Genomic DNA, 14,426 nt, shown 5'->3' on the forward strand with positions numbered 1-14,426 from the left:
TTATCTAGTTATGGAATTCAATCTTGAACTTAAGTAATGACCAAGGATCAAGCAAAGGAACATAGATGGTTCTGGCATAATGGGTTCTTAAGTTGTGATCTGCTTTCCCAATGGCATCATGGCTTTTTTACTAGGGATTATGCGCCTCAGACTCCACAGGCTTTACATAAATATTTTGGAGATTTTGGAGCTTCAAGGGCATATCACGCGAAACAGGTTCATGGCGATCGCATTGTTAATACTTCAGACTTTAGTGGTGATTATTTACCCGAGGCAGATGGTGTATTTACCTCCGATCCCAATACTTCCGTTTGGGCTTGTTCTGCTGATTGTGTACCGATCTTAATTGGCGATCGCTCATTAGGTACTGTAGCGGCAATTCATAGTGGTTGGCGGGGAACTGCTAAGGGAATTTTAGGTAAGGCGATCGCAAAATTTATAGAAAGTGGTAGTGATCTCTCGAATTTAGTCACTGCCCTTGGTCCTGCCATTTCAGGTACATCCTATCAAGTCCAAACCGATGTTGCTGATCAGGTTTTAACCACAATTAAAAACCCAGTGGGAGTATTCCCAGATGCTACCTTAGGGCATTGTCGGCTCGATTTGCGTTTAGTCCAACAGCAACAATTACTAGAGCTAGGTTTAACTATTTCCCAAATTGCGATCGCCCCCTACTGCACATTTCAAACCCCTGAACATTTTTTTTCCTATCGCCGTAACTGTTTAGAAAATTCGATAAAATCAAGTCCGCAAATTCACCCGCAAATTCAATGGTCGGGAATTGCATCGGTTGAACGCAGCAATTAGGACTCTATCTCTATCCTTTAACAGGTAAAAGAGTAGTTAGATCGATAAATTTGCATTGTACCAGTGCCAAAATTACCAAAGTGTAAGCTGTAGAAGAAAGAAGTCCCATCCATAGCTCTCGTTTGAGATTACGTTCTTGATTTTGCTGAGCTTTATTTTGAAAGGCGGCGATCGCTCCCCACTGCATTAATAAAATTCCCACCAAATTTGACAGCCAATAACCCACAAAGGTACCAGGTAATAATAGCTGTGGAGAAAATAGACTACATATATAACCAAATCCGTAGGCGATCGGCAGATTAAACACAATATCATTCCACCAGCAGAGGGGAGAAAGCATATAGCCCAGTCCCAGAAGTATCGCAGCTTTAATTTTCTGTACGGATAAATGTAGAGGTAAATTTAGAGCTAAACTCTTGGAAACTTGATTAGAAGGAGATTCTTGATTTTCTTTAGCTAATTGGTTGTCAATTTTGAGTGGATTAAAGATTAGGTTAAACATTAAAATCAATATTAAAAATTAAAAGCACAGTATCTTGATGTGGTTGCTGTAATATTATCGCTCAAATACTTTAAAGATTGCAAAAACCTAAAATTTCCATGTGTTGTATAGAGCTAAAGGTGGAAACCAACTTTCCAAAAGCGATCGCTTGTCATGATTAACTACTTCTAACCAATTTCTATACTCAAGTTCTGCTAAGGACATGGTGCCGTAAACTAAGGCGGAGATACCTTGAATTGTGAATTTAAATTCGGGCTTCACTAGAGAACTGGGCTTAACGTTAAGCAGATAATTAACGGCTTCTATGGAAAAAACATGACTATGCCAATCCTGGGGAGAATCATCAATTTGGATATTAATTGCGCCATGATCATGAACGGGTAAATTATGAATTGCTGCCACCAGATCAATCACTCTAACCATATAAGGCGGAGTTTTAATAGTAATTTCGTATCCTGACATCACATCACCAAACCATTGCTGGAAGTTAGTCCCAAACGGTACATCTAAGTAAAGATCATTAATCTGATCTCGATGTTTCGCAAAAAAACTAAATAGCCTAATTCGAGATTCAATATCCGTATAAAAATAATGATCTAGATAAATTTTACGTTCGATAATTGTCGAGTTAATCCTGTATATGCCGACAGCTAGAATTTTTCCCTGCTGCTTCACAAGTACACATTGCCGATCTTTAGTTACATCCTGCCATTGCGCTTGTTGCCAATAACTGGGAATGACCTCACCATGATTGAGAGTTGTATGTTTTAGGAATTCTAATAATTCAGTTTGGACACTAGGAGCAGACACCCGTTCGTATTCCCAAGTCGAAAAATTATCCGTGAAGTCGGAAATAATGCTAGCAATTGGTACCCTAACTTCAAGATTAGAATTAGCTGTAACATAGCCAAATTTCTGATAAAAGCTTTGCCTGAAAGGAATTAGCATACTTAATCCCTGTCCTTGGGCTTGCATTAACCTAAAGGCGACATGGATTAGTTCCTTCACACAACCCTGATTGCGATATTCGGGATAGGTCCATACACCGCCGATTCCTCCCATCTCTTTGATTACCCCCCGCAGGGATTGCTGAAACCGATGAATCCTTAACGCTGCGACTATTTTGCCTTGAATAAAACACCCTAGGGTTTGATTGGGAATTATGGTATCTAAAATATTATCTGAACTAGATGGATTAACTGACTGCTCTTGCCAATTACCGTAAGCATAGCGATCGCCCAGTAAAATTTCTTCCCGTTCTGAGTCCTTAATCTTTCTAATTTGCATGTTTATACCCTACAAGATACCGCCCGCAGTACCTCTGGAATTTGATCATCACTAAACTCTAGGGTGATTTCCTTAAGACGTAAATATCTGGATTCACTAAAGGACAACAGCATTCGCTGCAAAGCAAACCAAACATCAGCCTCATATTCCCAGTCGCGATCGCTTCTATGGGTGGCAGCAATGGAACGCAATGCCCAAAAATAACTATTCCGAACTATGGAGCCATCTTTTTTATATTTAGGCAGGTCTTCATGATCGATAAATAGAACTTCATCTTTGATTTTGGCACGCATAAAGACAGGAATTTTAATAAAATCGAGAAAATGCCATACTGGAAACTAAGTCTAAGTTTAAAGCAATTCTTCATAAATTCATGACCTCAGTTCAAGATGACCTAACCATTAGACCGATTCCAACTCCGACTCCTTTAGTAATTCAACTAGATCAAGTTTATAAAATCTATGGCATGGGTGATACAGAGGTAGTGGCACTGGCGGGAGTCAGCCTAGAAATTCAGCAGGGTGAATATTGCGCCATTATGGGAGCATCGGGATCAGGGAAATCTACGGCGATGAATATCATTGGCTGCTTAGATCGTCCGACTTCAGGTAGCTATTATTTGGATGGGCAGAATGTGGCAGAATTGGCTGAGTCTCAACTGGCAAAAATTCGTAATCTCAAAATTGGCTTTGTGTTTCAGCAGTTTCATCTTTTACCTCAGCTTAGTGCGATGGAAAATGTGATGCTTCCCATGGCTTATGCAGGAATTAAGGGGAGTGAACGGAGTGATCGGGCAGCAACAGCCTTAAAACGCATGGGTTTAGGACATAGACTTAATAACAGACCTAATCAATTATCGGGGGGACAACAACAACGGGTAGCGATCGCCCGTGCCATTGTGAATGAACCTGTACTTTTACTTGCCGATGAACCCACAGGTGCGCTTGACTCCAAAACCACAGAAGAAGTCATCAATATTTTTAGTGAATTAAATGCCAGTGGAATTACGGTAGTTATGGTCACCCATGAACCAGATGTGGCTCGCCATAGTAAACGGGTAATTTGGTTTAAGGATGGTCAGGTGATCCATAGCAAACTCGATCCTGCGGATTTACATCAATCTCTAAATTAATTTCTCTTATATTAATTTGCACTTAGGCTCAAGCATTTAGTTAACTTCATCCTCAAAACTGACTCTTGATTAATTCTTGATTAACGGGAGCTTCATTAAACTAATTGGCTGAAACCCATTTGCTATATCATTACTAGAATGTAAATCAAACCCGCACTCTGCATAAATTTTAGCGCATAAGTTTTAACGCATAGATTCTAGGCAAAATCATCGAGAGGATCATTATGAAATGGGTTAGTGGCATTTCGACTAAGGTTTCCTTAGAAGCAGCAGTAACAGAAGTAGTCCAAAAAGTCCTAGAAGGTTTGGCGGGGCGATCGCCAGATTTTGGTGTGGTCTTTATTTCTAACGCCTTTGCCAGTGAGTATCCTCGGTTGATGCCTTTATTAGCAGAACAAATCACGATTAAGCACTTAATTGGTTGTTCAGGTGGTGGGATCGTCGGAGATGGTCAGGAGCTAGAAGATATAGCCGCATTATCTTTGATGATTGGACATATTCCTAATGCTGGGATTAAAACCTTTCATATCATGGATGAGCAGTTGCCAGACCTTGATAGTGCGCCCGATCGCTGGCAAGAATTAATTGGGGTGAGTGCCTATGAAGAAGAACCAAATTTTGTCATTCTCGCCGATCCGTTTTCCTTTGCCGTTAGTGATTTTTTGCGAGGTTTAGATTTTGCCTATCCCCAAGCAGTAAAAGTTGGAGGCATGGCAAGTAGTGGGGGCATTGGCGCAAATGCTTTATTTTGTAGCTCTGGCGATGGCAAGTATGGTATTTATCGCAGTGGTTCAGTGGGGGCAGCGATTTGGGGCAGTATCGTGATTGATGCGGTAGTATCTCAGGGCTGTCGTCCCATTGGGAAGCCTTTACAGATATCTGAATGCGATCGCAATATTATTATTTCCCTAGAGGATCAGTCGCCTTTAGTAGCGTTGCAAAATATAGTTAATGACTTGAGTGCCAGTGATCGGGACTTGGCGCAAAATTCTCTGTTTGTGGGCGTTGTTATGAATGAGTTTAAGCCCATTTTAGAGCAGGGGGATTTTTTAATTAGAAATATTATTGGCGTTGATCCTAGAAGTGGAGCGATCGCCGTTGCGGATCGAATGCGACCCGGACAAAGAATTCAATTACACCTTCGGGATCGACAGGCATCCGCAGCAGATTTAGAAGATGCCCTAATTCGTTACCAGACAGAGCATGAGCAAGGTAGTATTTGCGCCGCTTTGATGTTTGCCTGTGTGGGGCGGGGGGAAAAACTCTATGGCAAGTCGGGGTTTGATTCCAATCTCTTGCGTCAGTATGTGGGTAATATTCCGATTAGCGGGTTTTTCTGTGGTGGTGAAATTGGTCCAGTGGGCGGCACCACCTTTGTGCATGGCTATACGTCTTCCTTCGGCATTTTTCGAGATAAAAGCTAAAACTTAAGCTAGTCAAATCTATGCAGACTATTCCTAATCCGCTCAGACGTTTTCCGCCTTTAGATCGGCTGTGGCAAAGGCTAGAATCTTTACCGATCCCCGAAACCGAAGAGTCTATTCCCCTCAGGATATTAGTCCAGATTTTGGTATTTATCGGCATTGCCGCAAGTGATGTAGCAGCAGGAACTAATAATAGTGTGTGGGGAATTCCCTTAAGTGCGATCGGTGGCGTGTGGGGTTGGTATGCACGGCGCAGTAAAAATGTAATGGTTAAGTTTGCGATCGCCATTGCCATGATTGTCATGCTGGTGGTATTTCTAGGGAAAATCGTTGCCCAGTCCGAAGATACAAAATTATTACTAGCAGGATTATTAATTCAACTTCAGGTGCTGCATAGCTTTGACCTACCTCGGCGTAAGGATTTAGGGTACTCCACGGTCATTGGCATTATCTTACTGGGTGTAGCAGGTACCCTGAGCCAGACTACGGTGTTTGGCATCTGGTTATTGGCATTTTTGGCGATCGCCCTGCCCGTATTAGTTTTAGATTATCGCTCACGGTTAGGACTATCTAAACATAAATTGAAAATTAGCCAAGCGGGGGGGATACCTTTGCGATCGCTGGCGGGATTTTTAGGGTTGGTATTGGTGATGGGCTTACTGATTTTTATCCTATTACCCAGATTACCCGGATTTCAGCTCCGTAACTTTCCTGTGAGTGCCAACTTAAATGTGCAGCGTCAAATCCCTGCGGGTGGAATTATTACCCGTAATCAAAAAAATTCCCAGTCTAATCAAACCAATGGTGGTAACACTGGCAATGGCACAAGTACCGATCCCAACGGTACAGGGACAGGGGGAAAAAATGAAGTACCTTTACTCCCACCCCTATTTGCGCCTGAAATTGATTTGGCATCTACGCAGTTCTTAAAATTGCAACTTAAACCTGAACTGGTGATGCGGGTGCGATCTCAGGCAGAATTATTTTGGCGAGTGATGGCTTACGATGACTACACGGGCAAGGGGTGGAAAATTTCCCGCAATCAGAAACCGCAAATTCAAACATTACGGCGATCGCCCTTTAACTATGAGTTCTTTATTCCGCCCCTACCTACAGCCAGTTTCAGTACGAAAAATACCCAAGAGGTAATTCAAACCTACACAATTACCACCGAGTCTTTTCCCAATTTAGTGCCTGCTGCCTACGATCCCACCCATTTATATTTTCCCAGTGATGAAATTGATCGAGATGTGGAAGGTAACATCCGTGCGCCTGGACCACTACCCTTGGATTTGACCTATACCGTAATTTCTCAGGTTCCCCTACGTGATCGCACTCTGCTAAGCCAAGCTCCAAAACGCTATCCCCGATCTATTTTCAATACATACTTAGATTTACCTGATACCGTAGATGAGGATGTGAGGGCTAAGGTTCTCAAAATTATTGCTGAGGCAACTAATGTGGTGGGAAATAAACCTCTAAATCTGGATAATCCCTACGATCAATCTTTGTATTTAACTCAATACCTCAAGCAAAAATTTCAAATCAAAAATGTGGCTTTCGATCCAGCTAAAGGTGATATTGCCTCTCAATTTATTACTAATCGTGGGGGTAATCCCGATCACTTTGCCACAACTTTGACTGTGATGTTGCGATCGCTTAATATTCCCGCTAGGTATGTGGTGGGCTTTGCTCCGGGTAAATTTAATGCCTTTACAGGACTGTACGAAGTCATGAATACAGATACCCAATCCGTGGTAGAGGTGTTTTTTCCTCGCTATGGTTGGATTTCTTTTGATCCCTTACCCGGTCGAGATTTATTTCCACCTAGTGTGGATTCCGATCAAACCTTTAGTGTCCTACGGCAGTTTTGGCAGTGGGTAGCGGGGACTTTACCTTCTCCAGTGACGGGATTCTTGGCAGTTATATTTAGCACAATTGGCAAGGCGATCGCTTCGGGATTAGCAGCTTTAGTTAACTGGTTGGCAAGTCTAGGTTGGGTAGGGATTTTCATTGGGGTTGTGATTTTATTTGGGATTGGGTTCCTTGGCTGGGGACTTTGGCAGTTTTATCAGTGGTGGAGCAATCGCCTGAAAATGCAAAGATTACATCCCATTGCCAGAACCTATAGACAAATGCTAGAGCTATTATCGGAACGGGGCATACCTAAGTCCAAGGCGCAAACGCCCCAAGAGTATTTTGATCAAGTTAAACCTAAAGTCAGCCCAGAACAAGCCTCACTAATTCAGCAAATCACTGTGGCATATCAAGACTGGTACTATGGCGACCACTCTATTTCATCCACTAGTCTTGATCGGATTTTGCAGAAATTAAAGGGCTTAAAGTCCTCTACTTCAAACAAATCTGGCTTTAATTTGACTAATTTAATCTAAGTGAGCGATCGGCTGCGCTTGCATTAATACTTTTTGGGTCAATAAATCCGTAACTGTGCCAATTAAGATTCTTTGGCTATTCACTGCTAACTTAATCTCTAGGCGATCAATCCCCATTTCCGCGGGAGGATTTAGCTTTAAACTGACATGACTACGATCGCTTTTAACAAGACTTTTGATCAAACTTTGGGCATAATTCAAAACTCTAAAGTCACTATGTTTTTGTAAGCGGGTACTAGTCATGCGTCCTTGGGCATCATAGGTTAATTCCAATTCGGCGGTATCTGCTAATTCCCCAATTTCCAAGCGAATTTCCGTTTGCCCATTGTTTGCCCCTTGTAAAATTAAAGGCTGCGATCGCTCACAGGGATGTTTTGTACCGCGCTCAAATAGGGTGTAGTAGTAGTGAGATTTAGTAAAGTTATCCCACAGCCGAATCCCATAACCGTGGTGTAAATAGTCCTGAATTGCCTCAAACTTCCCCACCGCTAAAGCCCCATAGCCGATCGCTTCTAAGGGACGATCCAACTTCACCCGAGATTTCCCAAAATAGGAAATGACTAAATCTTGAACCGCTCGAATTTGTGAACTCCCACCCACCATTAACACCTGTTGAATTTCTAGTTTACTTACTCCCTTACCATAGGCAATCGCTAACACTTCATCTAAACTCTGACGCACCTGTTCAATTAACTGCCGACTTTCCAATATTTCCGCCAAATCCGTTGCGGTTAACTGCAATTCATAGGCAAAGAAATTTTGATCATCAAACCAACTTTCTCTAACTTGTCCTAGGGTAGAAACCCGTATTTTCATACTTTCGGCAATTTCCAGTAAATTCAACCAGCCCGTACCATCAACTTGCTCCCTGGGTTTCCCCAGTTGTGCTAAAAAATATTCAGCCAGCCACAGATCAATATCAATACCACCAATGTAAGCATCAGCCTTGGCAATTACTTCCGCTTTCAGGGTAGTTTGCTGATCGTCAGTTTTAGCAGTCCGTACCAAGCTCAAATCCAGCGTACCGCCACCAAAATCTATCACTAACACTAAAGCTGACGGAGAAGATTGCATAGACGAGGCAGAAGAACTAACCGCATAACCCAAAGCCGCCGCCGTTGACTCATCCACAATCCGCATAGCTGGTAATTCCAGACTAGTTGCCAAGGAACGAAACCAGCCTAAATAGGACTCAAACGCTCCCACTGGTGCCGTAAAAATAACTTGAGTGGGTTGATATTGGCTTAAAACTTGCTGCCAAAGGGTTTCGATAAATTTTGTGGCGATCGCTTCCGCCGTATAAATAGTTCCATCAAGTTCTAGGGGTGGAGACCGAAACTCCGCTACTAGTTCCCGCTTAAAACCTTGGAATAACCTCTGGGGTTGGACAAATCCTAATCTTTGCGATCGCACCTGTTCCCCAATCATGATTTCCCCCGACTCAGCCACAAATACCAAACTGGGAATTACGTTAATATTACCCAAAATGCGAGATATGCTGGGAAATTTTAGAGTTATGGGACTATCGGTAATTGGGTCTTGGATACATACAACCGTATTACTCGTACCAAAATCGATCGCAATCGTAGTCATAATTTGATCGTAATGTGAGAATCAAGCAACTAGTTATAATCTCCACTCTAAATAAAAGCCAACTCGACTATCAGAACGCACAGGCGATCGCCGCCATTGAATATTGCTACCGATATTTAAGCGATTAGTTAGGGCATAGCTAGTGGATAAAGTTGTAATGCTAGTTTCGCGATCGCTTCCCGGTGCGGTAAAAGTTTGGGAAAGGCGTAAATCGGAGCTACGGGGCGACAATACTAAAACTCCCTGTACGCCAATATTAATACCAGAGACATTCTCCCCAAAGAAATCAATAGAGCGATAGCCAACCTGTGGTGCAAAATTAAAGTATCCCCCCAAAGGTAAAACATAATACTTCAAATCTGCATTTAAATCCGCCTCACGTCCACTAAACTCCCTCTGATAGCCAGCACTAATGGTGACAGGACTATTCCGACCTAAAAATAAATCGACCACGCCTAGATCAAAACCCAAAGACTGATCACGGGAAGTTAGTCCCAAGCGTAGTTTAGTTGTAAAGCTAGGATTTTCATAAATGTCCAATAAAATATCCGGTGGTTCCACTAGCCACCGCCGTAAGACTGGACTGTTATCAATAATCTCTTGATTTAATTTTAAGTTGTTAGTCTCCGCTCTAGCCCCATAACTAGTTAGCAAACTTGTTAAACCCACACAGAAGATACAACCCACTGCCCTAGAAGACATAACTAGCTACTTAGATTCAAATAGGTTTAATCATAACCCCAGATGTATCAAGGTTTGCATCAATTTATAAATTAAAACTCCAACTTGAAAAGCAGCAAGAGAATTCAGAAATGATAATGTAAGTGTCTATCTATAAGAATTTCTAAAACTAATTGCCTAATGACCAACGTTAAGCGCACTCGTGAAGATATTTTAGAAGCAGTTTTGGAGTTAATTCATCGCCAAGGTTTTCAATCTACGGGTTTAAAGGAGTTATTTACAGTCAGTCAAACTTCTTCGGGCAGTTTCTATAACTATTTTCACTCCAAGGATGATTTAGCCCATGCCCTTATTGATTTCAAATGGGAAAAAATCAAATCTGGTTTTCTCAAAATTGCCAATGATAAAGATGATTGGGCTGATAATGTAATTGCTCAAAAGGCGATCGCTAAGGTATATGCGCTTATAGATTTTATGGAAGCCAGCCATGCGGAGGAGCTAGATTGTAGTGGCTGTTTTTTAGGTAATTTGATTGTCGATTTAGTTGCCTATGATCCTTCGTTTCGGACACACCTTATAGAGATATTTAATCAATGGCAGGAATTAATTGCTCAACTTTTACACCAAGCAAAAAATCAGCTAAAACCAGAGATAAATCCAGATATGTTAGCTGAAGAGATATTAACCGTAATGCAGGGAACCTTACTGATGAATCGTCTATATAATCAGAGCGATCGCCTGCACCGAGGATTTAATTTAATGCGTAGTCTAGTTAATGCAGCCCTTATTCCTTGATTTGTTTAGGCTCAAGTTTAGTACCCAATCACTCTATAGGCTTGATAATCACCATCATAGAAGGGTTCATATAGTACTCCACTGCAATTGTATTGGGTCGCATCATTAAAGTTAGTGGGATCAGGAGTGCAGCCATCTGCCAGAGAATATACAACTGCCCCAATCGGGGGAGCGACCACAGTGTATCGGTTATTGATTGGGCGCAGAAATACTCCATCGGAATAGAGATAAGTATTTCCACTGACATATACATTGCTGTAATAGGGAGGCGGAGAAGTTAGAATTGCACCGATGATTAAGCCAGATACAAAATCAGCAATATTCCATCCAGGGGGGGTGTAGTAGCCACGACCATTCCATCCGCCTCCATACCAACCACGGTCTCTATTATTGAAAACGCTGACATAGTTGTTGTTATTGATAATAGTGGGGCGACTCCAATTATTCGGGCGAATTACAACATTACGGCGATTCCAATCATTGGAACGATTCACATTACGACGATCCCAATCGTTAGAACGATTTACATTTGAAGGATTTACATAAATATTGGGAACATTAGGGCGATTCCAATCATTGGGACGATTTACATTACGACGATCCCAATCGTTAGAGCGATTTACATTTGAAGGATTTACATAAATATTGGGAACATTAGGGCGATTCCAATCATTAGGACGATTTACATTCACATTGACGTTAGGACGAACCACATTAACAGGGCTGCGATTCCAATCATTGGGACGATTTACATTCACATTAACGTTAGGACGAATCACATTAACAGGGGTGCGATCGGGAGCATTAGTACGATTATTTCGATCATCGTTTCTTGTGGGTCTATTATCTTTATTGTCATTCCGATCATCATTATTGCGTTGACTTATTAAGGTCTTATTACTTTTAATAGAAGAGGTTTCAGTTTTCGAGAGCGCAAAGGCGGAATCAAAAGTAGAGATGCCAGCAGAGCCAAGCATGATTGCTAGCGTTAGAAGTGCCTGAGTTGTAGGGAATTTCATAAATTTAGAACCTTTTAGGGATGATTATTTTGATCAATAATTAATCAATAATTTGGGTAGGTTTTAGAAAGGAGGTTGATCTTATTTGCTCCTCTGAACACATTGAATTCACAACGATTTTTGATAGTTAGCCTAATAATTAGCTTGCCAATTCTATAAAGTGTGAGCATCGATTTTGACTTTTAGACTTTAAAAAATATGCTTTAAGTTCAAGGGATTGTATAAACACCTTGACAAGAATGTAGATAGAGAAGTTCCAAATTAATACCAAGTTAATAAATTTGCTCGGAATTTATTTGCGATCATGTCAATAGGATTGCGTCAACGAAGAAAATCAGGTTGGGAGTCCACATTCAAATTCAATTGCAAAGCTCTTGAAAACAGGTTTCCAATCTTTAATCAGCATCGACTGCTTTTTAGAAATATTATTAAGGGTGCCACTGGATATGCCTATTTATGCGGCAAAACACGGGAGTCCTTAGAAAAAACTGCTGCCTTGCTGGACGATCGCTTTTCTTTCCAATTACCAACTTCCCATCGCCACGATCAAGACCCAACAAATTTTAGATAGAGAAGATAAGTAGAGTTAGCTAGATGCAATTTTAATCTCCCCCACCATACGTGACCAATGAGGATTACGGGGTAGGTACTTAACTTGGATTTTTTCACCCTCTTGCGGTGGATTTTCAAGTAAAAAGCCAATAACACCTGATCGCTCAAATTTTTTATGACTTTGGGGCTCGATGAATCTATATCTGACAATACAATCACCCTCATCTATACGCACTTCAATAATATCAGCCCAGATAGTAACCCCTTGATTAAACACTTCACGTTCTTTTTTGACGGTATAGAGTTGAGCTATATAAGCCAAAACAAGAATACCTACCATCAGCGCAACAATAGCAATATAGTTAAGCATCTACATTAGATTCCTAATACTAAAAATTGGATTATATAGATGGGCTGTATTTACCCTTTAACCCCATTTGCAAATCGTTTTTGGTTGTTAGAGTGAATATTTAGTAAATTAATTAAATTAATCGAGTTTATTGATATTTTAATAAAAATATTACTTTAAAGCTAATTACAGCCCACTTCTCCCCCAGTAAAAGATTATGGTATTGAAGGTATGGAGGGCGATCGCTATATATTTCAAACCAAGGAATAGAGACCATCGTAGATATTTAGCTAACGACCAAATATTATTAATAAATATGAAGTATCAGCTTATGTTACGATTTTTTAATCGTTTGTAATTACTAAAAACCGTGGCTGTTCGTGTTCGTATTGCTCCAAGTCCAACTGGAAATCTTCATATTGGCACTGCTCGCACTGCTTTATTTAACTGGCTTTATGCTAAGCGGCACCAAGGAGAGTTTATTCTGCGTGTAGAGGATACTGATCAAGAGCGATCGCAGGATAAATATACACAAAATATTTTAGAAGGATTGAAATGGCTTGGAATCGACTATAACTCTGGTCCATTTTTTCAAACTCAACGCCTAGAACAGTATCGTGCTGCCATTCATATACTTTTAGACCAGGAACTTGCCTACTATTGCTACTGCACAGAGGCGGAACTGGAACAAATGCGAGAAGAGCAAAAAGCCCAAAAACAAGCTCCCCGCTATGATAACCGTCATCGCTATTTAACCAAACAACAACGTGCCGAGTTTGCTGCTGCTGGCAGAAAGCCTGTAATTCGCTTTATGATCGAAGAACCCCGTGAGGTCAGTTGGTTTGATATGGTGCGGGGCGAAGTCACTTGGAATACCAAGGATTTGGGCGGCGATTTGGTCATTGCTAGGGTGGATGATCACGGACAGGTATCTTTGCCTTTGTATAATTTTGCGGTGGTCATAGATGACATTGATATGGAAATCACCCATGTCATTCGAGGTGAGGATCACATTGCCAATACCGCTAAGCAGATTTTACTCTATGAGGCATTGGGGGCAGAGATTCCTGAATTTTGCCATTTACCCTTAATTCTTAATTCCCAAGGTGCTAAAATTTCTAAGCGAGATGGGGCAACTTCGGTGTCTGAGTTTCAACAATTGGGTTATGTACCTGAAGCATTTAATAATTACATGGTATTACTGGGTTGGTCAGACCCGAACGGCAGAGAAATTTTTACACCCTCAGAAGTGGCTGAAGTATTTGAGTTTGAGCGTGTTAACAAGGCGGGGGCAAGGTTTGATTGGGATAAGCTGAATTGGCTCAATAGTCAGTATCTGCATAGTATGGATGTGGAAGATTTATGCGATCGCCTGATTCCGTTTTGGCAGTCTGCTGGTTTTGAGTTGGGAGATCGAGGTTGGTTAATTGATGTCGTTAAATTAATTGCACCAAGTCTTACGGTTCTGACCGATGCCGTAGAAATGACTAGGTATTTATTTAGTGAAGACCTTGCGTATAAAGATGAGGCGATCACTGTGCTTAAACAAGAATCAACTAAACCAGTCTTAATCGCAGTGGCACAAGCATTAAAAGATATTGAAACCCTCACACCTGAGTCAGCCAGTAACTTATTCCAAACTGTGGCAAAGTCTCTAAGTTTGAAAAAAGGTGCGGTAATGAAACCACTACGCTGTGCGCTATCGGGAGATATTCATGGTCCTGATTTAAGTGCATCTCTACTATTGCTACATCAAAGAATACTGGATCAAAACAGCGTGGCTTTAACCAGAATTGAGAAAGCATTGAATCTCTAGATTGTTTAGCGGATATTAGATATTAATGGCTGCTGATTATCTGTAAATTTGGGGTAGTGTTAAAGAGGTCAGGGTT

The 14,426-nt window shown here is 41.2% G+C and carries 14 protein-coding genes; 7 read left to right on the top strand and 7 right to left on the bottom strand.

All coding sequences use genetic code 11. The features are described 5' to 3' along the window. The first annotated feature begins 36 nt into the window (after nt 1-36). On the top strand, nt 37-807 hold the full coding sequence (gene pgeF / locus SYN7502_RS08525) for a peptidoglycan editing factor PgeF (RefSeq protein ID WP_015168437.1): 771 nt from the start codon (nt 37-39) through the stop codon (nt 805-807). Nucleotides 808-817: 10 nt separating this feature from the next. Here pgeF and SYN7502_RS08530 read toward each other — a convergent pair whose 3' ends face one another. From SYN7502_RS08530 to SYN7502_RS08540, 3 genes are all read right to left on the bottom strand, one after another. Then, entirely contained in the window at nt 818-1,309 is a 492-nt protein-coding gene (locus SYN7502_RS08530) for a hypothetical protein (protein WP_015168438.1), read from the bottom strand. A gap of 87 nt (nt 1,310-1,396) precedes the next feature. Further along, on the bottom strand, nt 1,397-2,596 hold the full coding sequence (locus tag SYN7502_RS08535) for a GNAT family N-acetyltransferase (protein WP_015168439.1): 1,200 nt from the start codon (nt 2,594-2,596) through the stop codon (nt 1,397-1,399). 2 nt (nt 2,597-2,598) lie between these two features. Then, on the bottom strand, nt 2,599-2,889 hold the full coding sequence (locus tag SYN7502_RS08540) for a hypothetical protein (protein WP_015168440.1): 291 nt from the start codon (nt 2,887-2,889) through the stop codon (nt 2,599-2,601). An 80-nt stretch (nt 2,890-2,969) separates the two neighbouring features. Here SYN7502_RS08540 and SYN7502_RS08545 point away from each other — a divergent pair, with 80 nt between their 5' ends. The 3 genes from SYN7502_RS08545 (at nt 2,970) to SYN7502_RS08555 (ending at nt 7,545) form a co-directional block, all read left to right on the top strand. Then, nucleotides 2,970-3,728 (top strand): ABC transporter ATP-binding protein, encoded by a 759-nt coding sequence (locus SYN7502_RS08545; protein WP_015168441.1) that lies wholly within the window; start codon nt 2,970-2,972, stop codon nt 3,726-3,728. Between the two features lie 224 nt (nt 3,729-3,952). After that, complete coding sequence (locus SYN7502_RS08550; RefSeq protein WP_015168442.1) at nt 3,953-5,152, top strand: FIST signal transduction protein; 1,200 nt, start codon at nt 3,953-3,955, stop codon at nt 5,150-5,152. A gap of 20 nt (nt 5,153-5,172) precedes the next feature. Then, nucleotides 5,173-7,545: a transglutaminase TgpA family protein gene (locus SYN7502_RS08555; protein WP_015168443.1), complete on the top strand. Its 2,373-nt coding sequence runs from the start codon at nt 5,173-5,175 to the stop codon at nt 7,543-7,545. On the opposite strand, the gene SYN7502_RS08560 is transcribed toward SYN7502_RS08555, so the two are convergent. Together SYN7502_RS08560 and SYN7502_RS08565 are read right to left on the bottom strand one after the other, a co-directional pair. Continuing rightward, nucleotides 7,537-9,138, bottom strand: a complete 1,602-nt coding sequence (locus tag SYN7502_RS08560; protein WP_015168444.1) for an Hsp70 family protein — start codon at nt 9,136-9,138, stop codon at nt 7,537-7,539. The genes SYN7502_RS08555 and SYN7502_RS08560 overlap by 9 nt on opposite strands. Before the next feature lie 33 nt (nt 9,139-9,171). Further along, nucleotides 9,172-9,840 (bottom strand): hypothetical protein, encoded by a 669-nt coding sequence (locus tag SYN7502_RS08565; RefSeq protein ID WP_015168445.1) that lies wholly within the window; start codon nt 9,838-9,840, stop codon nt 9,172-9,174. A gap of 159 nt (nt 9,841-9,999) precedes the next feature. Between SYN7502_RS08565 and SYN7502_RS08570 the strand changes: the two genes are divergently transcribed. Further along, entirely contained in the window at nt 10,000-10,614 is a 615-nt protein-coding gene (locus SYN7502_RS08570) for a TetR/AcrR family transcriptional regulator (protein ID WP_015168446.1), read from the top strand. A 17-nt stretch (nt 10,615-10,631) separates the two neighbouring features. Here the strand turns inward: SYN7502_RS08570 and SYN7502_RS18255 are convergent, their stop codons facing one another. Then, on the bottom strand, nt 10,632-11,633 hold the full coding sequence (locus tag SYN7502_RS18255; protein ID WP_015168447.1) for a DUF6515 family protein: 1,002 nt from the start codon (nt 11,631-11,633) through the stop codon (nt 10,632-10,634). Nucleotides 11,634-11,937: 304 nt separating this feature from the next. Here SYN7502_RS18255 and SYN7502_RS20550 point away from each other — a divergent pair, with 304 nt between their 5' ends. Further along, nucleotides 11,938-12,204 (top strand): hypothetical protein, encoded by a 267-nt coding sequence (locus SYN7502_RS20550; RefSeq protein ID WP_041429331.1) that lies wholly within the window; start codon nt 11,938-11,940, stop codon nt 12,202-12,204. Between the two features lie 15 nt (nt 12,205-12,219). On the opposite strand, the gene SYN7502_RS08585 is transcribed toward SYN7502_RS20550, so the two are convergent. Further along, nucleotides 12,220-12,555: a hypothetical protein gene (locus tag SYN7502_RS08585; protein WP_015168448.1), complete on the bottom strand. Its 336-nt coding sequence runs from the start codon at nt 12,553-12,555 to the stop codon at nt 12,220-12,222. A 349-nt stretch (nt 12,556-12,904) separates the two neighbouring features. Between SYN7502_RS08585 and gltX the strand changes: the two genes are divergently transcribed. Beyond that, a complete protein-coding gene (gene gltX, locus SYN7502_RS08590; RefSeq protein WP_015168449.1) occupies nt 12,905-14,350 on the top strand; it encodes a glutamate--tRNA ligase in 1,446 nt (481 codons plus the stop codon). Nucleotides 14,351-14,426: the final 76 nt, after the last annotated feature.

Source organism: Synechococcus sp. PCC 7502 (assembly GCF_000317085.1).
Taxonomy (GTDB): Bacteria; Cyanobacteriota; Cyanobacteriia; order Pseudanabaenales; family Pseudanabaenaceae; genus PCC-7502.

Bases quoted from the DNA above. Each gene is read 5' to 3' on its own strand.
- SYN7502_RS08560 (WP_015168444.1), bottom strand. From the start codon at position 9,138: ATGACTACGATTGCGATCGATTTTGGTACGAGTAATACGGTTGTATGT.
- SYN7502_RS08535 (WP_015168439.1), bottom strand. From the start codon at position 2,596: ATGCAAATTAGAAAGATTAAGGACTCAGAACGGGAAGAAATTTTACTG.
- SYN7502_RS08585 (WP_015168448.1), bottom strand. From the start codon at position 12,555: ATGCTTAACTATATTGCTATTGTTGCGCTGATGGTAGGTATTCTTGTT.
- SYN7502_RS08530 (WP_015168438.1), bottom strand. From the start codon at position 1,309: ATGTTTAACCTAATCTTTAATCCACTCAAAATTGACAACCAATTAGCT.
- SYN7502_RS18255 (WP_015168447.1), bottom strand. From the start codon at position 11,633: ATGAAATTCCCTACAACTCAGGCACTTCTAACGCTAGCAATCATGCTT.
- SYN7502_RS08545 (WP_015168441.1), top strand. From the start codon at position 2,970: ATGACCTCAGTTCAAGATGACCTAACCATTAGACCGATTCCAACTCCG.
- SYN7502_RS08550 (WP_015168442.1), top strand. From the start codon at position 3,953: ATGAAATGGGTTAGTGGCATTTCGACTAAGGTTTCCTTAGAAGCAGCA.
- SYN7502_RS20550 (WP_041429331.1), top strand. From the start codon at position 11,938: ATGTCAATAGGATTGCGTCAACGAAGAAAATCAGGTTGGGAGTCCACA.
- SYN7502_RS08555 (WP_015168443.1), top strand. From the start codon at position 5,173: ATGCAGACTATTCCTAATCCGCTCAGACGTTTTCCGCCTTTAGATCGG.
- SYN7502_RS08570 (WP_015168446.1), top strand. From the start codon at position 10,000: ATGACCAACGTTAAGCGCACTCGTGAAGATATTTTAGAAGCAGTTTTG.
- SYN7502_RS08540 (WP_015168440.1), bottom strand. From the start codon at position 2,889: ATGCGTGCCAAAATCAAAGATGAAGTTCTATTTATCGATCATGAAGAC.
- pgeF (WP_015168437.1), top strand. From the start codon at position 37: ATGACCAAGGATCAAGCAAAGGAACATAGATGGTTCTGGCATAATGGG.
- SYN7502_RS08565 (WP_015168445.1), bottom strand. From the start codon at position 9,840: ATGTCTTCTAGGGCAGTGGGTTGTATCTTCTGTGTGGGTTTAACAAGT.